The sequence below is a fragment of the Pseudoalteromonas sp. MQS005 genome, from assembly GCF_001661605.1.
Taxonomy (GTDB): Bacteria; Pseudomonadota; Gammaproteobacteria; order Enterobacterales; family Alteromonadaceae; genus Pseudoalteromonas; species Pseudoalteromonas tetraodonis.
The window spans coordinates 71,110-90,693 of record NZ_LYRQ01000011.1 but is presented as its reverse complement, the minus strand read 5'-3'; the positions used below and the strand labels follow the sequence as shown (position 1 = coordinate 90,693).

At 40.7% G+C, this 19,584-nt stretch carries 15 protein-coding genes and 8 tRNA genes; 10 read left to right on the top strand and 13 right to left on the bottom strand.

Going from position 1 to position 19,584, the window contains the following annotated elements; all coding sequences use genetic code 11:
* Positions 1-194: 194 nt before the first annotated feature.
* Together A9479_RS06040 and A9479_RS06035 are read right to left on the bottom strand one after the other, a co-directional pair.
* A tRNA-Glu gene (locus tag A9479_RS06040) sits at positions 195-270 on the bottom strand.
* A 36-nt stretch (positions 271-306) separates the two neighbouring features.
* Positions 307-382, bottom strand: a tRNA-Ala gene (locus A9479_RS06035).
* Positions 383-1,045: 663 nt separating this feature from the next.
* Here A9479_RS06035 and A9479_RS06030 point away from each other — a divergent pair.
* From A9479_RS06030 to A9479_RS06000, 7 genes are all read left to right on the top strand, one after another.
* Positions 1,046-1,121 (top strand) — tRNA-Val (locus A9479_RS06030).
* A gap of 148 nt (positions 1,122-1,269) precedes the next feature.
* Positions 1,270-1,345 (top strand) — tRNA-Val (locus tag A9479_RS06025).
* 170 nt (positions 1,346-1,515) lie between these two features.
* Positions 1,516-1,591 (top strand) — tRNA-Val (locus A9479_RS06020).
* A 49-nt stretch (positions 1,592-1,640) separates the two neighbouring features.
* Positions 1,641-1,716: transfer RNA gene (locus tag A9479_RS06015), tRNA-Val, on the top strand.
* A 151-nt stretch (positions 1,717-1,867) separates the two neighbouring features.
* Positions 1,868-1,943 (top strand) — tRNA-Val (locus A9479_RS06010).
* 50 nt (positions 1,944-1,993) lie between these two features.
* A tRNA-Val gene (locus A9479_RS06005) sits at positions 1,994-2,069 on the top strand.
* A gap of 404 nt (positions 2,070-2,473) precedes the next feature.
* Positions 2,474-4,105 carry a response regulator gene (locus A9479_RS06000; protein ID WP_064662934.1) on the top strand — a complete coding sequence of 544 codons (1,632 nt, stop codon included), beginning with the start codon at positions 2,474-2,476 and terminating at the stop codon, positions 4,103-4,105.
* 357 nt (positions 4,106-4,462) lie between these two features.
* On the opposite strand, the gene msrB is transcribed toward A9479_RS06000, so the two are convergent.
* The 8 genes from msrB to A9479_RS05960 all read right to left on the bottom strand — a co-directional run bounded on the left by msrB (position 4,463) and on the right by A9479_RS05960 (position 13,402).
* On the bottom strand, positions 4,463-4,903 hold the full coding sequence (gene msrB, locus A9479_RS05995; protein ID WP_013465299.1) for a peptide-methionine (R)-S-oxide reductase MsrB: 441 nt from the start codon (positions 4,901-4,903) through the stop codon (positions 4,463-4,465).
* A 95-nt stretch (positions 4,904-4,998) separates the two neighbouring features.
* Complete coding sequence (locus A9479_RS05990; protein ID WP_013465300.1) at positions 4,999-5,439, bottom strand: hypothetical protein; 441 nt, start codon at positions 5,437-5,439, stop codon at positions 4,999-5,001.
* A 6-nt stretch (positions 5,440-5,445) separates the two neighbouring features.
* The gene (locus A9479_RS05985; RefSeq protein ID WP_064662933.1) at positions 5,446-5,946 is read right to left on the bottom strand and encodes a DUF2919 domain-containing protein; all 501 of its coding nucleotides are present in this window, start codon (positions 5,944-5,946) and stop codon (positions 5,446-5,448) included.
* Positions 5,943-6,287, bottom strand: coding sequence for a DUF3392 family protein (locus tag A9479_RS05980; protein ID WP_028834947.1), 345 nt, complete (start codon positions 6,285-6,287; stop codon positions 5,943-5,945). The genes A9479_RS05985 and A9479_RS05980 overlap by 4 nt, the downstream gene beginning before the upstream one ends.
* Positions 6,280-8,301 carry an NAD-dependent DNA ligase LigA gene (gene ligA / locus A9479_RS05975; protein WP_064662932.1) on the bottom strand — a complete coding sequence of 674 codons (2,022 nt, stop codon included), beginning with the start codon at positions 8,299-8,301 and terminating at the stop codon, positions 6,280-6,282. The genes A9479_RS05980 and ligA overlap by 8 nt, the downstream gene beginning before the upstream one ends.
* A 79-nt stretch (positions 8,302-8,380) precedes the next feature.
* Entirely contained in the window at positions 8,381-9,127 is a 747-nt protein-coding gene (gene zipA / locus A9479_RS05970) for a cell division protein ZipA (RefSeq protein ID WP_064662931.1), read from the bottom strand.
* A 73-nt stretch (positions 9,128-9,200) separates the two neighbouring features.
* A complete protein-coding gene (locus tag A9479_RS05965; RefSeq protein ID WP_064662930.1) occupies positions 9,201-12,602 on the bottom strand; it encodes a chromosome segregation SMC family protein in 3,402 nt (1,133 codons plus the stop codon).
* A 68-nt stretch (positions 12,603-12,670) separates the two neighbouring features.
* The gene (locus tag A9479_RS05960) at positions 12,671-13,402 is read right to left on the bottom strand and encodes an RNA methyltransferase (protein WP_064662929.1); all 732 of its coding nucleotides are present in this window, start codon (positions 13,400-13,402) and stop codon (positions 12,671-12,673) included.
* A gap of 174 nt (positions 13,403-13,576) precedes the next feature.
* On the opposite strand from A9479_RS05960, the gene A9479_RS05955 reads away from it, so the two are divergent.
* Genes A9479_RS05955 through A9479_RS05945 form a run of 3 tightly spaced genes read left to right on the top strand, consistent with a single transcriptional unit; the run spans position 13,577 to position 15,995 of the window.
* On the top strand, positions 13,577-14,665 hold the full coding sequence (locus tag A9479_RS05955; protein WP_064662928.1) for a YjgN family protein: 1,089 nt from the start codon (positions 13,577-13,579) through the stop codon (positions 14,663-14,665).
* A complete protein-coding gene (locus tag A9479_RS05950) occupies positions 14,665-15,705 on the top strand; it encodes a M48 family metallopeptidase (protein ID WP_064662927.1) in 1,041 nt (346 codons plus the stop codon). The genes A9479_RS05955 and A9479_RS05950 overlap by 1 nt, the downstream gene beginning before the upstream one ends.
* Positions 15,702-15,995 (top strand): hypothetical protein, encoded by a 294-nt coding sequence (locus A9479_RS05945; RefSeq protein WP_013465309.1) that lies wholly within the window; start codon positions 15,702-15,704, stop codon positions 15,993-15,995. The genes A9479_RS05950 and A9479_RS05945 overlap by 4 nt, the downstream gene beginning before the upstream one ends.
* Before the next feature lie 62 nt (positions 15,996-16,057).
* Here A9479_RS05945 and speB read toward each other — a convergent pair whose 3' ends face one another.
* The 3 genes from speB to A9479_RS05930 form a co-directional block, all read right to left on the bottom strand.
* Complete coding sequence (gene speB / locus A9479_RS05940; RefSeq protein WP_013465310.1) at positions 16,058-16,981, bottom strand: agmatinase; 924 nt, start codon at positions 16,979-16,981, stop codon at positions 16,058-16,060.
* A 3-nt stretch (positions 16,982-16,984) separates the two neighbouring features.
* Positions 16,985-18,898 (bottom strand): biosynthetic arginine decarboxylase, encoded by a 1,914-nt coding sequence (gene speA, locus A9479_RS05935; RefSeq protein ID WP_013465311.1) that lies wholly within the window; start codon positions 18,896-18,898, stop codon positions 16,985-16,987.
* 143 nt (positions 18,899-19,041) lie between these two features.
* Positions 19,042-19,500 (bottom strand): GNAT family N-acetyltransferase, encoded by a 459-nt coding sequence (locus A9479_RS05930; protein WP_064662926.1) that lies wholly within the window; start codon positions 19,498-19,500, stop codon positions 19,042-19,044.
* Positions 19,501-19,584 lie beyond the last annotated feature (84 nt).

Genomic DNA, 19,584 nt, shown 5'->3' with positions numbered 1-19,584 from the left:
CCTGTTACCGCCGTGAAAGGGCGGTGTCCTAGGCCTCTAGACGATGGGGACACAGAATATGTGTCACTAGGACAATTGATTAGTTTTACTCACATCCTGAGCTTTAAGGTAATGGCGTATAGTACAAATAAAGACTCGAGCTTTATGTGTTACGCTATTTTCTCGGTAAAACCGCCTTTAACTAAAAAGTTAAGTGGCGTCCCCAAGGGGATTCGAACCCCTGTTACCGCCGTGAAAGGGCGGTGTCCTAGGCCTCTAGACGATGGGGACACAGAAAACTGTTACCCTAGGACAAACACTAAAAATTGGTGGAGCTATGCGGGATCGAACCGCAGACCTCTTCGCTGCCAGCGAAGCGCTCTCCCAGCTGAGCTATAGCCCCAACTTATTCAATACGCTCTGTGATAATCACGTCGTGTATCGCTTAGTGCGGGGCGCATTCTATGCACCCCCCAAAATAAAGTCAACAGTTTTTTATGCGACATTATTTAAATGGTTTAAATTTCAACAAACTGGCTATCATACGTGCTAAAAAACAGATTTTCATACTAATTTAGATGTCATGTTGCGCTTTACGTTGTTGTACTCGCCACATGTATACGACTGAGTACCCTATTCAACCGATAATATGAGTTTGAATATGATTTAAAGGGTATACATTTATATGCAAATTAGCTTGGTGCTGTTTTACTACTAAAAAAGCGCTGTTCATTGGCATGTTAAACTTTAAATAACTTTTTATTATCCGCTAATTTGTATCACGCAATACAATTATTGAAAGTTAGCCTTTTATTACATAAATATTTTATTGTTTATCCCACCACCAATGACATCTATTTAGTCTACGCCGCCGACTTTAAATAAACATTAAGCTTAACAATTGTTCGTTTAATATTAGTTTGTTGATAAAGTGAACACCGTTCGCACTGTATTGTTTATAAAAGCTTCATTCAGCACATTTTTATCATTCAAGTGTTGACACATTTGCAACTCTATCTATAATAGCGCCCCACAACAACGCAGCAATGTGGTGTTGTTTAGATGCGGGTGATTAGCTCAGTTGGGAGAGCATCGCCCTTACAAGGCGAGGGTCACTGGTTCAAGTCCAGTATCACCCACCACATTTTAATGTGTCGTATCTAAGATTCTATATGGGCGTTAGCTCAGTTAGAAAAAAGAGAGCTCACCGTTATTTACAAGTAACGGCAAGGTTCACTGGTTAAAGTCCAGTACTACTAAAATTTAATAGTAGCGTTTGAATTTATATGTGGGTGATTAGCTCAGTTGGGAGAGCATCGCCCTTACAAGGCGAGGGTCACTGGTTCAAGTCCAGTATCACCCACCACATATAAAACCTATTGTTATATTAATAGTGATATGTATTAAAATTGTAATATGGGTCGTTAGCTCAGTTACAAGAAGTGAGAGCATCACCGCTATTTACAAGTAACGGCGAAGTTCACTGGTTAAAGTCCAGTACTATTTATTTTAATAGTAGCGTTTTAATTTATATGTGGGTGATTAGCTCAGTTGGGAGAGCATCGCCCTTACAAGGCGAGGGTCACTGGTTCAAGTCCAGTATCACCCACCACATATAAAATCTATTATTATGTTAATAGTCATGTGTAAATTTGTAATATGGGTCGTTAGCTCAGTTGGGAGAGCATCGCCCTTACAAGGCGAGGGTCACTGGTTCAAGTCCAGTACGACCCACCATTCTTTGAATGGTGCATATTACAAGATATCTAAATGGGTGATTAGCTCAGTTAGAAAAAGAGAGCATCACCGCTATTTACAAGTTACGGCGAGGTTCACTGGTTAAAGTCCAGTACTATTTATTTTAATAGTAGCGTTTTAATTTATATGTGGGTGATTAGCTCAGTTGGGAGAGCATCGCCCTTACAAGGCGAGGGTCACTGGTTCAAGTCCAGTATCACCCACCACATATAAAACCTATTATTATGTTAATAGTCATGTTTTAAAGTTGTAATATGGGTCGTTAGCTCAGTTGGGAGAGCATCGCCCTTACAAGGCGAGGGTCACTGGTTCAAGTCCAGTACGACCCACCATTCTTTGAATGGTGCATATTACAAAAATCTAAATCTTCCAGTATCACCTTCCATTTTAATATTCATTATCTTCCACTCCTTTAGTTCACGTTCAGTATTAATTGCCATTTAGAAATTCGTATCAAGCAATTCTTTGGTTTCAAAAGATCAGTATTACCAATCACATGCTAAAAACCTATCTTCCGAGTTTTATTATCTCCAAAATCATTTTGTTTAAGCTTACTTTATTACGCGTGCTATCCATTTACTTTAAATGGGTTTTTAGCTCTTTTAAGATAAAAATATAAACCTTTAGAATTAATTTGCTTAATAAGCTCTCATCTTCGAAGCGAATCTTTAAATTACCTTGTAAGCGTCTAAACTGTTGATTATAGTCTGTGTTAAATTCAATTACACTTAAGCCAATGTCTAAAAATATTTTTAATGAAGCAAAAATACTGATTGTAGAGGAGCAGCCACTTGCTCAAAGCTACATGAAACAGTCGCTCGAAAAAATTGGCTTTGGACATATGCGTTTTGCAGATCATGCTCTAGCGGCAAAAGAACAATGCTTACATGAAGAATTTGACTTGGTAATTTGCTCTTTTAATCTAAGCAAACGCCAAGATGGCTACCAGCTTTATGAAGAATTACGCGCTAAAGCATTAATAAAACACTCTACTGGGTTTATTTTTACATCTGCGGAAACTAGCGGAGAGTTAGTTCACAGTGTGTTAGAACTTCAACCCGATGACTTTTTAGTAAAACCTTTCTCTGTACAAGAGCTAAGAGTGCGCATAGAGCGTATTCTCAAACGCAAAAGCGACTTAAAAGCTATATACACTTTAATTGATGACGATAACCAGTCTAAAGCATTAAAACAAATTAATGCTCAGCTTGATAAAAGTAATAAATACAGCCCTATTCTGCTTAGATTAAAAGGTAATATTTTACTGGCGCTAAAACAAAACCAAGAAGCGAAAGACTTTTTTAAATCAGTTTTGAATATTCAAAAGTTTGCATGGGCAAAAGTAGGATTGGTAGAAGCCTTAATTGCTAACAATGAGCATATTTTGGCTCAACGCATGCTTAAAACTATGCTTGAACGTAATGAAACACGACTAGTTGCATTAGACTTATTAGGCCGTTTAGAAATAAAACTAAACCAGTTTGAGTTAGCTCAAGAGTTTTTAAGTCAAGCAGCCCATATTGCCCCGCGTAATATAGACCGTCAAAAGTCACTGAACAGCGTATCGCTCATAAATAGAGATTATGAAACCAGCTACTTAACTCAAAAAGATATTGCGAACTACGCTAAGTACTCTATGCATGATAGCCCAGACATTTATTTAAATGCCGCTCGTGCTGGGATTGACTTTGCACTAACCACAGATCAAAGTGATCAAATAAACAGAATCTCCCGTCAAACAAATAAATATATTAATGAGCTAAAAACACAATTCCCAACCAGTAATGCACAAACTCAAATCGATGTGCTCAATGCACGCCTTTATTATTTAAAAGATGAACATAAAAAAGCGAAACAGTTGATTGAACAACTTGATGACAGCGATACTCAAATACGTTCAGTCGATGGTGCCCTAGATAAAGCAAAAGCATTACATGAATTAGGTTTTCATCAGAAGGCGCAAGCGCTATTTAGCCAAATTATTGATCATTGCGAACGCCACCCAAGTAGGAGCGACGCGACGTACTTGCGTTATATACAGCAACAGCAAAGTGAAAGACGTGATATTAAAATGGGGCCGAAGGAACTTAACAATCATGCAGTTAAACAGTTTGAGCGTGGCCAGTTAAATGTTGCTTTAGAGGCATTCAGTCAAGCCTTTAGGGTCATGCCACACAACCCAAGTATTGCGCTTAACTTATTACAGTGTTTAGTGGATAAATCAAAAAAACAGGGGGGCTCTTTCAATAGTCTATTGGCTCAAAAGTGCTTTAAACTATTAAAAAAATCACCCTTAGCAGAAGAGCAATCAGAGCGGTTCGATAAACTACTTCAGATTGCTAAAGAAATGAAACTAGAGATTAGCTAGGGCCTGTTGACATTTGCGGATTAAAATTTGTTCAAGCAAGGGACGATTTAATCGCGGCGTGAGGTTTGTAACCTAGTGGGCTCGATAACTGCTCCTGCGTTATTCTACTGGCTTACATCCATGTAAGAATAAGTAAAAGCCGAGCAAAGCTTCCGCGTCCTGCTCACGCCCCTTACCTACATCCATGTAGGCAACAAAGAGTTAATCGTTCCTTGGCAGAACCCTTTGGGCAGCGCCTGTTTGGAATTGATGCTACGTTATCGCCCATTTATGGGGAATAACCCCACCACATAGGCTCTGCCTTGCCTAAATACCAAACAGACTGCTGCAAATTTAACCTTGGAAGGCCAACAGGCCCTAGAGCTTTTTCATTGCCAGTGCGTTTACACAGTAGCGCAAGCCGGAAGGAAGTGGGCCATCAGGGAAAATATGCCCTAAGTGCGCATCACACACATTACAAACAACTTCAACTCGCTCCATGCCATGGCTGTTATCCATTACATACCCTATCGCATCAACCGTTGCAGGTTGTGTAAATGAAGGCCATCCTGTGCCACTATCAAACTTTTCATCCGCATCAAACAGTAGGTTGTCACAACACACACATACGTACTTTCCCGGTTCTAATAGTGTGCAACTAGTTGAACTATTTGGTCGCTCTGTGCCTTTTTTACGGGTCACGTAATATTGCTCTTCGTTTAACAGTTCACGCCATTGCTGTTCTGTTTTAACTACTTTTTGAACCGGTGTCGGATTGCCATGGTTGGCAAAATTAACAATATCGTTCCATTTCAACATAACAACCTCATTGCGTTATTAATTTGCTTCATACTGAGCCAAAAGCATTGGCTGACAGCCTATCATTACGTCCGTGGCTAATACCACGATCAACGCTATTTAAACACTATACGGTGCTTCTCTGTTGCTGTAAGTATACAGCTTATATAAGCGTGTAATTGAGCTTGACTACCAGGAATACTCACGCTTAATTGTCTGTCATTATTACTATGCACTATTAGCTCATCGTCTTTTATCTCTATTGACTCAATATTGCTGATGACTAACCAATGCGGGCCATTCTTTTTATCAAACAACCCGGTTAAACTAAAAACAAACAAATGCTGCGCATCACGCTGAATAAAGTTACGCAGCGGGTTACGCATTTTAAATAACGGCGTTAACCGGTAACAGCACGAACAAAATACCACTATCCACAATAGCAATATCCCTTTAAACCAAATATGTTCGCCTAATGATAAAAAATAGCCAACACAGATAATAATCAGCCCTATAAAGGCCACTACTTGCGCTATTTTTTTATTAATAGTGTGCATAATCTCTTACTTTTTATCGGTTGCTTTTTCTGTCGGCTCGGGCCAATCACTAAAAAAAACACTTAAATAACGACTTTTTGCCAAATACCACAATACCCACAATACAATCACCATTTGTATGGCTAAAAACAGTGAAAAGCGATAATGGCTATGTGCCGCCTGGATACTTAACCACGACAAGTCTATTAGCGCGCAAGTAATAAGTGGCCAACGCATGTATCGCCAAATACGCGCTAACCGTTTCGTAGCTTGATGCGAGTCTCTGGGTCTGCGTAAACAAAACAAAATAGTGGGTACAATTGCCACAGCACCAATCGCTATGGCAATAAAAAAATCATTTTTTGATTTAAAAAACAATGACATTAGATCAAGTTCAGGACGACGGCTCAGCGCGGCAATCACCCAAATAAAATAGGCCCGCAGTAACACTAAAATACTCAAATGAAACGCTATTGGTGTACGATAGCTACCATATTTATCCCAGTATTCAGGTCCATAACGGCTCACAACTGGTTTTTCCTATCGGCAATAGTGCCCAAAATAAAAAATGCAGCTAATAATGTGAGCCCTAACCACTTAGTACCAAAAAACAGTAAGGCTTTAGTTAGCAGTGGGCTTAACCACACCACTAATAAACCAAACCCAAACGCGGTGATCAACACAAAACATGCCACTCTTATAATAAAGTGACGCCTAGCTACCACGCCTTTGGTGAGCTTTAAAATGTCATCCGCATAAAGCGACACTAAGCACACCATCAAAAGCAATGATAAATGCGACAAATAGCCTTGCAGCCACTGGCCTAGGTCAATTAACAAGGTATTAAGTATATTTGTAAAACTAGCCATTATGAGTCTCTAACAAAGTAATTAAATCATCCTCTGTCAGTATTTCTATACCGAGTTCTTGCGCTTTAGTTAGTTTAGAGCCGGCTTTTTCGCCCGCCACTAGCGCATCCGTTTTGGCTGAAACACTGCCAGATACCTTGGCACCTAATTGTTGTAGGCGCGCTTTCGCATCATTGCGATTAAGCGTATTAAGCGTCCCAGTTAGCACATAAGTTAAACCCGCTAGCGGTTGTTCTTGCTCTGATGGCGCTGTTAACTGTGGCCAGTTAATGCCTTGGGCTATTAATTCGTTCACCACGGTTAAATTATGCTCTTCAGTAAAAAAGCCACGCACGTGCTTTGCCACTATTTCACCTACATCGCTTACTTCAATCAGCTGTTCAATGCTGGCATCGATTACGTTTTCAAGCGTTAAAAAATGATTAGCTAAGTTTTGCGCGGTTGCCTCACCGACTTCACGAATACCCAGTGAATATAAAAACTTTGCTAAGGTAGTCGTTTTTGCATCATCAAGCGCGGCAACTAAATTTTTAGCTGATTTAGGCCCCATTCGTTCAAGTGACTCAAAATGTCCCTGCTTTAAAATAAATAAATCAGCCGGGGTTTTGATCAGCTCTCGGTCAACTAATTGATCAACAATTTTGTCGCCCAAGCCGTCAATATCTAATGCCTTACGCGATGCAAAATGCTTAATCGCTTGTTTACGCTGTGCTTGGCATACTAAGCCACCGGTACAACGTGCAACGGCTTCACCTTCAACCCGTTCAATATGCGAGTCACAAATTGGGCACATAGTTGGAAAGACAATCTCTTTTGCATCGCTTGGGCGTTGCTCAAGTACCACTTGAGTAATTTGCGGGATAACATCCCCTGCGCGGCGAATAATCACAGTATCGCCCACTTTAACGCCTAAACGAGCTATTTCGTCGGCATTATGCAGCGTTGCATTTGATACCGTAACACCCCCAACAAATACCGGCTCTAGTCGTGCTACGGGAGTAATTGCCCCTGTGCGCCCTACTTGAAATTCAACATCTAATAATTGCGTTATTTCTTCTTGCGCCGGAAATTTATAAGCGATTGCCCAACGCGGTGCACGAGCTACAAAGCCTAAGCGCTCTTGTAAGGCTTTTTTATTTACCTTTATTACTACGCCATCTATTTCATATTTTAGCTCGCTACGACGCGTTAAAATGTCATTGTAATAGGCAAGCGCAGCCTTTGGGCCTTCAACTAATTTGGTTTCTGGACACAGCGGTAATCCCCAATCGGTAAGCTTAGCAAGTTGCTGATAGTGATCTTCAGGTAAGGTGCCATCGGCAACTAATCCGGTGCTGTAGGCATAAAACATCAATGGCCGTTTTGCGGTAATTTTTGAGTCGAGCTGGCGTAAACTTCCTGCCGCCGCATTACGTGGATTAACAAAGATTTTATCGCCACGTTTTTCTGCCTCTGCATTTAATTTTTCAAAGCCCGCGCTATCCATAAATACCTCACCGCGCACTTCAAGTTCACGAGGGTAATCATCACCGCGCAATTTTAATGGCACATTGCGGATTGTTTTTACATTTTGAGTAATATTTTCGCCAGTAAAACCATCGCCACGGGTCGCCGCTTGAACCAGTACTCCATCGCGATAAATAATCGATACCGCTAAACCATCCAGTTTAGGCTCACAGCAAAATGTAAGCTCCTCAGTGCTCATTAAGCGCTCTTTAATACGACGATTAAAACCGCTAAATTCATCCTCACCAAAGGCGTTATCAAGCGATAACATAGGCACTTGGTGCGCTACTTGCTCAAACTTGGCAAGCGCCGCTCCTCCAACTTTTTGAGTGGGTGAATCGGCTGTTAAAAACTCAGGGTGCTGGGTTTCTAATTCACTTAGTGTCCGTAACAAGCGGTCATATTCGGCATCAGGTATGCTGGGTGTATCAAGCACATAATAACTATAATTGTGTTGCTCAAGCGTGGTACGAAGATGATTAATTTGCTCACTAATGCTGCTTGTCATGTAGACCTCAAAAAACATAAAAAAAGCCACTTTGACGAGTGAACGCCCAGTGGCTTACAAAATTTAACTTATGCGTATGTTACGCAGAAAATGCGCGAACCTGTTCAACATATTGACGAATACGCTCTACCGTCATTACATTTCGCTCTGCATCTAAAATATCGGCACCAAATTCATCCGCTATTTTTTTAGCGGCGCTGTGCAGCATGTTAAACGCGGCTAAACCATCGCCATCGCATGGCAGAGTCATAAATAAGCTCACCCCAGCGGTGCTAAATTGTTCCATATTATCAATATCGAACGTGCCTGGGTTATACATATTCACCAGCCTAAATAACACCGGCCCTTGGCCTGCTGGATCTAGGTGGCGATTAAAAAAGCCTTCTTCTGAATATTTAAAACCTAGCATGTTAACAGCAGGCAGTAATTTACTGCCTTGCATAGTGAGCCCTTCTGGCATTTGAATATGCACAATGACAAAGTCTGCAACGTCTTTAGGGGCATCTTGTTGTGTGTCTGCGGCCTCTTCTGTTACCACTTCAAGGTCATCCTCGATAGGTGTATTTACTGGGCTTTCGTCTATCTTTGGTTCATCAGCGCTGAAGTTTAACTCACTCATTTGTGGCTCTTCTCGTTGCGCTAACGTTGGCTCTTGTGGCTCAGTATGTACAGATGAAGGCTGCTGTTCTTGAACAGGCTCGACTCGCTCATTTGCAGGGAGTTCAGCATTCTCTTTTTTTCTTACTGACCACAAACCGTGTATTAATAAGCCACCAATGACAAATACACTGATCACAATTAAAACCCATCTTAATTCTTCGGCCATCCCCTCACCTTTTATTATTAATATGCCTAACAGCCATCATTTTACCTAAAATAACCAGCAAATGACTATAAAATTATGCATGTGCAAGTTGCACCGCTTGTTCAATATCCACAGCAACCATGCGCGACACGCCGGGCTCTGCCATGGTTACACCCGTTAATCTACCCGCCATTTCCATTGCAATTTTATTATGACTAATATAAATAAACTGCACAGATTGTGACATTTCTTCAACCAAACGGCAAAAACGAACCACATTGGCATCATCTAATGGAGCATCTACCTCGTCCAGCATACAGAATGGAGCTGGATTGAGCCTGAATATAGAAAACACCAATGATAATGCGCTCAGCGCTTTTTCTCCACCACTTAACAAATGAATTGTCGAATTTTTTTTACCTGGTGGCCTTGCCATTATACTAACACCACTTTCGAGTAAATCGTCACTGGTTAATTCTAAGTAAGCACTGCCGCCGCCAAACACTTTGGGGAAAAGCTGGCCAAAATCGTGATTTACCTGATCAAACGTAGACTTAAAGCGCGTTTTTGTTTCACGATCTATTTTATGAATAGCGCCTTCTAGAGCTGTTAATGCTTGGGTTAAATCGTCCAGCTGATTATTTAAATAATCACTTCTTTGCCTCGCTTGTTCAAATTCATCAATGGCTGCAAGGTTAACGGCTCCTAATTGCTCTAGCTGATTACTTACTCCAGCAAGTTGATTTTGCGCCGCATTTAATGACAACTCTGCAGGAAGCTCTGCTAATACCTGTTTTAAATTTTGATTAAGCTCACTAAGTGGCTCTAGTACCGCTTGCGCTTTTATTAATAAGCTTTGCTCTTCAATACTCAGTTTTTGATGCTGCTCTTGCAATGCCACCAGCTCAGCTTGTGACGTTTTTAAACTCGCTTGTTTGTTTTGTAATTCTTGTTTTGCTTGAGCTAACTGCTGCTGGGTATCCACAAGGGTTTGTTCGCCTTGTTGGTGCTGTACTAATAATTGCTCAATACTCTCTGCAAGCTCTTGCTCAGGAATAAGTAACGCTTCAATCTGCTCTATTATCTCTTGCGCACCCTCTGCAGCAGTTGCAAGCGCCTGTACAGCATGACTCAGTTTTGTTTGACTGAGCTGCCATTCACTTCGTGCTTTTTGCTCATTAAGGTTTGCCTGATGCGCTAGTGTTTTATATTGTTCAGCATTATTCAAAGCTTGTTTGTAACGCTCATCACTATTTATTCGTGTGCTATCGGCTTGGTTAAGCTCTTCAGCTAAGGCCTGTAACTGCTGTGCAAGCTGTTCATTTTTATCGAGCTCTTCGCTCAATAATTCGCTTAACTGCTGTTGTTGCTCTAGCAGAGGCAGACGCTGTTGTTGTAATTTTGTTAGCTGCTGCAGATACTGATCAGCTTGCGCTTTAAGCATATCGCCACGCGTTGTTGCTACAGCAAGTTGTTGTGCTAATTGGTGAATAGTGTCTTTGCGCTCATTTTGCTGCTCGGTTATTAATGCAGCTTGCGCTTGATGATCTTCAAGTGTGGAGTGTGCGTTCGTCAATGCCTGTTGTTGTTGCTCAAGTAAGGTTTCTTGCTTCTTGAGTTTTTTGTGCATTAATAATAAGGAATTTTCTGCATTTTTATCGCCACTTACATGCCAGTTTCGACCGTGTAATGCCCCTTGCTTATCTATAACCGCAATATAACTATTGTCGTTAAGTGCGCTTATATCGCCGGCTTCATCATAAGCAATATGATTTAATAACTCAGGATACACGCCTGAGGTAATAAACGCGGCAATACTGTGCTTAGCTGCAGACTGCGATGAAATTTCCCACGTGCTATTTTCTGCTTTACCTTGTGATATATGAATATGCTCAAGTGATGACAGCGCCTGCTCGACTAAAAACTCATAACCCGACTGAACAGTTAACTGCTTAAATAAGGTTAAACTTTCATCGCTGCTTTTTTCAAGCCCAAGAGTAGTTTGTAGCCCCGCTATACCGGCTTTTAATTCATTTACTTGCTGAGATAAATGCTGCCAATCTTGCTGTGCATCATCTAGCTGTTGCTGCTGAGCAGTTTGCGCAGTTTGGCCTTTACTGTGAGCCGTTTGCGCTTTCGCTAGCTGCTCAGTCAGGGCTTGTCTGTGCTGTTGTTGCTGAGTTAATTGCTGCTCTATCTCACTGCGATTTAACTCATCTATTTGCTCATCAAGCTGCGTTAGTTGTTGCTTAACATAACTGATTTTCTGTTCTGTATGTTTTACTGCGTTGGTATGCGCTAACTGCTGATTATGCAATTGTTGATAATCTTCTGTTAGTGATTGCCAGTGTGATGTGTCGGCATTTTTAATCTCCAGCAGCCGATTAACCTCATCGGTAAGCTCTATAACCTGCTCGCTACACATTAAGTTATGCTCTACAGCCTGTTGTAAGCTGTCATCTAACTCTTGGCAGAGACTTTGTTGCTGCGTTTTTACTTCTTCACTTTGATTTTTTTGTTGCTCTAACTTGGCTAAATTTTGTTTCAGTGACAGCGTTTGTTGCTTAATACTAATTGCCTGCTGTTCACTGCGAGTCAATTCGGTATGCGTATGGTGCTGCTGTTGCTGTGCATCATTAAGTTTATCTTGCTGAACTTGTACTTGAGCTTCAAGACTTGCCAGAACATCATCATGGCCTGAATGCGCCGTTTTAAAAAAGCTGATTTGTTCATCCAGCTTTTTGATTTGCGCACTTTTATCAAGCTGTTGCTGATGCAGCTTTTGCCATTTTAATACCGCTATTTGCCCCTTTAAGGTGCGTTCCTGGGTTTTAAATTCGCGGTATTTTTTAGCCTCAACCGATTGTACCGCCAGTTTATCGAGTTGATTTTGTAGCTCTTGGCGAACATCGAGGAGTCGCTCTAGGTTTTCTCGGGTGCTTTTTATGCGTGTTTGTGTTTCACGGCGGCGCTCTTTGTATTTAGAGACCCCAGCCGCTTCTTCTAAAAAAACACGTAGCTCTTGCGGTTTGCTCTCTATTAAACGTGAGATCATCCCTTGTTCAATAATAGCGTAGCTTCGCGGCCCAAGCCCCGTGCCTAAAAATATATCAGTAATGTCACGTTTGCGGCATTTGCTTCCATTTAAAAAGTACAGCGATTGGCCATCGCGAGTTACCAAACGCTTAATAGCCACTTGGTTACGATCAGCAAAGGTATTGGGTAATTTACCTTGGGTATTATCAAATATGAGTTCAACAGAAGCTTGTGAGATGGGCTTGCGGTTAGTGGAGCCATTAAAAATAACATCTGTCATGGCATCGCCACGTAAATTTTTAGCTGAGCTTTCACCAAGCACCCATCGCACCGCATCAATCACGTTCGATTTGCCACAGCCATTAGGGCCGACAACACACGTCATTTGATCCGGAAATGGAATTTTAGTGGGCTCTACAAAGGATTTAAAGCCCGCTAATTTTATAGTGCTTAAGCGCATCTGTTTGTTTTACCAATTTTTATTATTTTTGTTAGTTTTTACAATTTAACCTATTTTTAGGCAAAAGGTTAAGCTTGGCGTTTAAAGTTATCTAAAATAATGCCCGTTGCCATTGCCACGTTAAGCGATTCAGCACCGCCAAAGGCGGGAATAGTAATTTTATTACTCACAAGCGCGGCACACTGCTGGCGTATGCCATGTGACTCGCTGCCCATCAATAAAACCCCTTTCCCAGCAAACTGACAGTGATGAACATTCTCGCCCTCTAAAAATGCACCATAAATAGGCACATCCAAAGATGTTAAATAGCATGGTAAATCAACTTGGCTTACCGATACACGAACAAATGATCCCATAGTGGCGCTAATTGTTTTTGGGTTATACGGATCGGCACTGTCGGTGCTGGCAACAATGTGTTTTATACCGTACCAATCAGCCACGCGAATGATGGTACCTAAATTACCCGGATCAGATACACCATCTAAGGCCAATATTAAACTGTTTTCATCTGGTAATACGGTGCTTGGCATATCAATAACTGCAATAGCCGCATTATTACTTACCAAAGTACTGGCCTTTGTTAGCTGCTCTTCATCTGCTGTAATAAAATGCGTTTGAGGGTATGCGCTTTGGTTATTATCAATAAAGCTTTGCGTTGCAAATACATCGTTTACTTTTAATGGGCTATTTAATAACTCCAGTACATTTTTTTCGCCTTGTACTAAGTATTGGTTAAATTGCTTGCGATACTTTTTTTGGCCAAGCTGGCGAATAAGTTTAAGTTGGTTTTTTGAAATCATGACAGCCCCATTAAATTATCTGCACAGTATACCAGAGGTGACTTAAAGTGCAGCCCCATAAACAGTAAAAGCAATAAAAATAGCCTACTTACAATCAGCTAGCTAATTATAAAGATTGTTTTTTTTATCTAAAAAAGGTAAATTTACAAAAAACAACATGGATATATTTTTGAAATGGAACCAGTACACCCAACTTCATCTGAGTCAAATCAAACACCCCCTGCTATTTTTAGCGGTAAAGTACAATTTAGCGGCAAAGCCGGCGAATTTTTTGGCATATGGAGTGTTAATATACTACTTAGTATTATTACTCTCGGAATTTACTCTGCATGGGCAAAAGTACGCACCTACCGTTATTTTTACGGTCATACGCGTATCGACGGCCATAACTTTGACTATCTAGCGACCCCGATACAAATTTTAAAAGGGCGCATTTTAGCGGTCATCGCATTTTTAATTTACACCTTACTTAGCAGCCTCGCACCGGCGATAGGCCTTTTATTTGCTATTGGCTTTTTATTTTTATTGCCGTGGATCATCAACCAAGGTCTGCGTTTTAATATGCGTATGACTCGCCATCGTAATGTGCGCTTTGCCTTTTCAGGTAATTACGGCGATGCATTTATTAACTTTGTTTTATTGCCTATTGCAAGTGTATTCACATTACACCTATTGCTGCCGTATGTATTAAAGCGAATTGATCAATATATGCATGAAAACATCAGCTATGGAAATAAACCACTTACAGTAAATCTTCAGGGCGAACGCTATTATATCGCAGCACTTATTACCCTAGGAGTTGCAATAGGTGGCTTAGTTATTTTTGGCTTCTTTGCTGGTGCAAGTGCCTTAACTATCGATAACTTAAACACACAAAACTTTAGCCTTTCGACAATTGTAGTGCCGCTATTAATTGCTGTGTTGTATGTTGCGTTTTTAACACTGGTAGGCGCTGTTTATCATTCGCTTATTAGAAATCATATTTTTAATAACAGTGAATTTTCAGAAGTCGCTACCTTTGATTCGAACTTAAAAGCCATTGACTATGCCATCTTACTATTTACCAATGTATTGGCAATTATGTTTACCTTAGGACTTGCCTACCCTTGGGCTAAAATACGCAGAGCAAAGCTGTTAGCATCGGTTACTGAAGTCACTATTTATAGCGGTGCGCTTTCGTTGATTGATGTTGCACAAAATGAGCAGTCATCATTTGCTGAAGAAGCTGCTAATGTGTTTGATATTGATATTTCACTCACCTAATGAGTAATTATCCTATTTTTGGCTGTTATTATTACCCTAATAGCAGCCAATATATTAAAAGCTACGCACACCTTTCCCATGAGCAAATAACGCTTGTTGACTCTGAGAATACGACGTTACTTTCATCAACTTTAGACGATTGCCAACTTGATAGTCCGTTACCGGGCATGGCATCAGAGTTAAATTTTGCTGATGGTGGGCGATTTGTTCCTCAAGATGTAGAATTTAGATGGCCATTCGCGCTTAAAAAGCATGGACTAAGTGAACGCTTAGAAAAAAATAAGATTCTTATTGTTGCATCCGTGCTGCTAATTCCCCTATTGCTTTGGTTAATTTTATACCGCTTAATACCATCAGTAGCCGTATATAGCGTTAACTTAGCACCTGCCTCGACAATTGAAACGATGGGAGAGCAAACACTCAGTGTGATAGAAAAAGTCGCATTAGAACCTTCTCAACTTTCTACTAATAAGCAATCAGAAATACAGCAGCAATGGCGTTTAATGCTTAACTCACTCAATTTAGACAGTGCAAAATTTAGACTCTCTTTTTATCAGTCAGATTATTTTTCAGCTAATGCGTTTGCTCTTCCTAATGGGCGGGTTGTTGTGACTGACGAACTTGTTGAGCTATTAAAGAATGAACCTGATGCCCTGCGTGCTATTTTACTTCATGAAATTGGTCATGTTCAGCACCATCACAGCATTCGCCTTGCAGCACAAGCTGCAGCGAGCACCGTTGTATTTGCAGTTATTTTTGGTGATTTAGAAGGAATATTAGAGGTCGTGCTTGGCTCTGGTTCATCTTTTTTACAACAAGCGTTTTCACGAGATATGGAACAAGAGGCCGATGAATATGCTATTAAAAATCTTTTAAAATTAGGATATTCTAACCACGATTTTGCTGATGCAATTGAAGCACTGGAAAATAATTTAAAAGCACAAGAGGCGACCCTTGATGATACTTGGTTAAAGTATTTATCAACGCACCCAAGCTCTCAAGAGCGAATAGAATATGCGAGGCAATATAAACCACTATGACCCCTGAACTGAATTTATTGTTATTAGTCATCATTATGATAACGCTTGGCTACGGGTTTATTTATCCGCGCTTTGCAGGCAGCAGCTTTAAAAAGGTATCGGTACAAGATTTATTTGCAACAGGCATTACGCTATTAATTGCATCTCGCCTTTATTACAACTCGGGCGTGCAATTTAGCTGGTTACTATTTGAAGTTAATTGGTTTTGGTTTACTTTTTTAACTTACGTAATAATCGAAATTCCGGTGTTTTTTATTTATGCTAAAAAGCACAATATGCAGTTTTCATAGTACTCTTATTTTTATACAAAAAAGCGCCAAATTGGCGCTTTTTTGAGCTGCATTAAAACATACTAATATTTATGCTTAAGTGCCCACAAATGCAATAATTCACTGGCAATCGTTGCTGCGGCAATGGCGGTGAGCTCACTTTGGTCATAAGAAGGCGATACTTCAACTACATCCATACCCACCATATTAATGCCTTTGAGTGCACGTAAAATTTTCAGCACTTTATCAGAAGTTAAACCACCACATACTGGTGTACCTGTACCTGGCGCAAAGGCAGGGTCTAAACAATCTATATCAAAGGTTAAGTAAACCGGTAAATCGCCCACTCGCTCAATAATCTGCGCTGCAATATCATTCGCATGAAGATCATTGGCTTGCATAGCATCAATCACTGCAAACTCATGCTTGCTTTGATCAAAGTCGGTACGAATGCCGAGCTGAATACTGTGATTAACATCAATCAACCCTTCCATTGGCGCATGATAAAACATAGTACCGTGATCAAAACGCGATCCATTGCTATAGGTATCGGTGTGCGCATCGAAATGCACTAACGCCATTTTGCCATGAATTTTTGCATGTGCGCGCAATAGCGGTAACGTTACGAAATGATCGCCACCTAAGCCTAATAATGTTTTACCTTGGCGAAGTATTTGCTCTGCCGCCATTTCTAGCTGGGCAGTAAAATACTCAGGATCGCCTACCGGATAGGTAAAATCGCCAGCATCCGCTACTTTTAGCCGTTCAAACAAAGGAAACGTCCACGGATATTTAGTATCTTCCCATGCTAAATGCACCGACGCTCTGCGAATTGCATCTGGCCCCAAGCGGGCACCAGGGCGCCCAGAGGTGGCTAAATCAAACGGTAAGCCTAGTACTACTACATCGGCGTCTATGGCGTTAATGTTTTGTACCATAGGACGACGTAAAAACGTCATCCCATTTGAGTATAATGAGTGGTCAACATGACCAAACAAGCTAGACATTGCTTATAACTCTTCTAAATAAGTGTAGCCGTCAAGGCCGCTTTGCAATTCGTCGAGGACGCTTTGCTGTTCATCTACTGCAATTTTTGCGCTGACTAACTGCGCATAAGACTGCTGAAAACCTTCAACATCTAAATGTACATAACGCATCATGTCAGCAACAGTATCACCGAGGTTAATTTCTGTAATGCTGGCAACACCTTGCTCATCCATATTGACAATAGCACTGTGCGTATCACCAAATAAGTTATGCATATCGCCTAGAATCTCTTGATAGGCACCCACCAAGAAAAATCCCATTAAATACGGTTTATCGGCTGAGTATTCAGGTACTGGTAACGTACTTTCAATACCTTGACCATCTACATAATGCTCTAAAGCGCCATCTGAGTCACAAGTAATATCCAATAACACCGCGCGCTTTTGCGGTGCTTGCGTTAAACCACTTAATGGCAATACTGGAAACACTTGATCAATTCCCCACGCGTCTGGCAATGACTGAAACAATGAGAAATTTACAAAAAACTTGTCCGCTAAACGCGCATTTAGGTCATCTATAATCGGTCGATGAAAACGGTTTTTGTTATCCATTAATTTATTGAGTTCATAACAAACGCGTAAGTTGATTTGCTCTGCCCATGCACGCTGGGTTAAATCTAATAATCCCATCGCAAACTGACTATGCGCTTCGGCTAAATCACCTTGGCTGTCGTGAAAAATTTCAATTAATGCACGGTCATCAGTAAGCACATGCAGTTGTTGCCATGACGTCCACATGTTTTTAAGTAGCTGCGGAGCTTCGTCAGCTGGTGCTTCTATTTCTTCTGGTGTATACGTTTCGGTGCCAATTACATTGGAAATAAGCACTGCATGATGCGCCGTTAATGCTCTTCCCGACTCTGAAATAATGGTAGGGAAAGGCTGTTCATACTGCTTACAAATATCACCGATGGTGTACACAATATTATTTGCGTATTCAGCTAAACTGTAATTCATTGAGTTGTGTGATTGACTGCGCGTGCCGTCGTAATCAACCGCTAAACCGCCGCCTACATCAAGACACTCTATGTGTGCACCCAACTTACGTAATTCACAATAAAAACGCGCAGCCTCGCTTACACCTAAGCGCACATCACGAATGTTGGCCATTTGCGAACCTAAGTGAAAATGCACCAGTTGGACTAAATCTAGCTGATCTGTTTCTTTTAAACGGTTTACTACATACAGCACTTGAGAAGCAGATAAACCAAACTTAGATTTTTCTCCGCCACTGGCTTGCCACTTACCTTTGCCTTGCGATGCTAAACGCACACGAATACCAATGCGTGGTTTTACATTTAATTCTTTAGCTTGGCTAAGTACCATATCCAGCTCAGACAGTTTCTCAAGTACGATATACACTTTATGGCCCAGCTTTTCGCCAATCAACGCTAAACGCACATATTCTTTATCTTTGTAGCCATTACACACAATCACCGCACTGGTTTTTTCAGCCAGCGCTAAAACGGTTAATAACTCTGGCTTGCTGCCTGCTTCTAAACCCAGCTGTTTTTTTTCTACTTGTGCTTGGCTGGCAACAATTTCTTCAACTACTTCGCGTTGTTGGTTAACTTTAATTGGGTAAACTAATAAATAGTCTTTTGGGTAACCATAACTTTCTATAGCAGTATTAAATGCACCACATAAGCTATGCACGCGATGGTGTAAAATTTGTGGAAAGCGAACTAACGCCGGCAAACTTAAGCCTTTTTCTTCAAGTTGCTTAGCAATGTCTGTTAATGCAATGGTTTGCTGTGGGGCATCAGCCTTGGGCGCAACATACACATCACCTTGATCATTAATACCAAAAAAACCTTGGCTCCAATGACGAACGTTGTAGCTCGTACGAGCTTGTTCAAGTGATGTTGTCTCTTTCATTTATCTTTCTCTTTTATTTATGAATGCCAAACCGGCTAGTTGCGCGCATTAAAAGAAAAATAGCGATTCATGTCCAACAAGTATTTCTACTCGTAACGAGTGAGGATTAAAATTGATAAAGAAAAACAGTAAATAGCGTATTATTAGCTGAGCGCAAGCTCCATAAATAGGCTGTTCGGGTTTTCTGTGTATTCACCAAAAGGGGCACATTGTACAAACCCTAAATTCTCGTAAAGATGGATTGATTGTCTTTGCTTTGGCCCTGTTTCTAGCTTTATGATTGGGATTTCTTCTTCGCCAGCATAGTGTAATAATATTTGCATAATACGGCGCGATAAGCCTTTTCCGCGATAACTAGGTTTGACATATAAACGGCGTATCTCGCCATAGGGCTTGGTATCAAACTGCATAACAATCGCCCCGCAAGCAATAATCCCCTCTTCATTTTTCAAGCCTATTGCATAGACATTGGGTTGACCCAATTGACTAACAGACAATGACTGTGCTGTCGCTACTGGATATAAAGAATTAATAAGTCTGTCGATATCAGAAAAAACATTAATCACATCGGGATCATCAGGGGTTAAATCTATTAACTGCATAGGTTATCTCTAATTTATTTTCTTATTTGTTAGCAAACTATAACGCATTGTAACAAATGAACAATAACTATGTTTTATGTCATT

What these genes read in the sequence shown, in the direction of transcription:
- A9479_RS06000 (WP_064662934.1), top strand. Translation starts at nt 2,474, where the DNA reads ATGTCTAAAAATATTTTTAATGAAGCAAAAATACTGATTGTAGAGGAG.
- msrB (WP_013465299.1), bottom strand. Translation starts at nt 4,903, where the DNA reads ATGTTGAAATGGAACGATATTGTTAATTTTGCCAACCATGGCAATCCG.
- A9479_RS05990 (WP_013465300.1), bottom strand. Translation starts at nt 5,439, where the DNA reads ATGCACACTATTAATAAAAAAATAGCGCAAGTAGTGGCCTTTATAGGG.
- A9479_RS05980 (WP_028834947.1), bottom strand. Translation starts at nt 6,287, where the DNA reads ATGGCTAGTTTTACAAATATACTTAATACCTTGTTAATTGACCTAGGC.
- ligA (WP_064662932.1), bottom strand. Translation starts at nt 8,301, where the DNA reads ATGACAAGCAGCATTAGTGAGCAAATTAATCATCTTCGTACCACGCTT.
- zipA (WP_064662931.1), bottom strand. Translation starts at nt 9,127, where the DNA reads ATGGCCGAAGAATTAAGATGGGTTTTAATTGTGATCAGTGTATTTGTC.
- A9479_RS05965 (WP_064662930.1), bottom strand. Translation starts at nt 12,602, where the DNA reads ATGCGCTTAAGCACTATAAAATTAGCGGGCTTTAAATCCTTTGTAGAG.
- A9479_RS05960 (WP_064662929.1), bottom strand. Translation starts at nt 13,402, where the DNA reads ATGATTTCAAAAAACCAACTTAAACTTATTCGCCAGCTTGGCCAAAAA.
- A9479_RS05955 (WP_064662928.1), top strand. Translation starts at nt 13,577, where the DNA reads ATGGAACCAGTACACCCAACTTCATCTGAGTCAAATCAAACACCCCCT.
- A9479_RS05950 (WP_064662927.1), top strand. Translation starts at nt 14,665, where the DNA reads ATGAGTAATTATCCTATTTTTGGCTGTTATTATTACCCTAATAGCAGC.
- A9479_RS05945 (WP_013465309.1), top strand. Translation starts at nt 15,702, where the DNA reads ATGACCCCTGAACTGAATTTATTGTTATTAGTCATCATTATGATAACG.
- speB (WP_013465310.1), bottom strand. Translation starts at nt 16,981, where the DNA reads ATGTCTAGCTTGTTTGGTCATGTTGACCACTCATTATACTCAAATGGG.
- speA (WP_013465311.1), bottom strand. Translation starts at nt 18,898, where the DNA reads ATGAAAGAGACAACATCACTTGAACAAGCTCGTACGAGCTACAACGTT.
- A9479_RS05930 (WP_064662926.1), bottom strand. Translation starts at nt 19,500, where the DNA reads ATGCAGTTAATAGATTTAACCCCTGATGATCCCGATGTGATTAATGTT.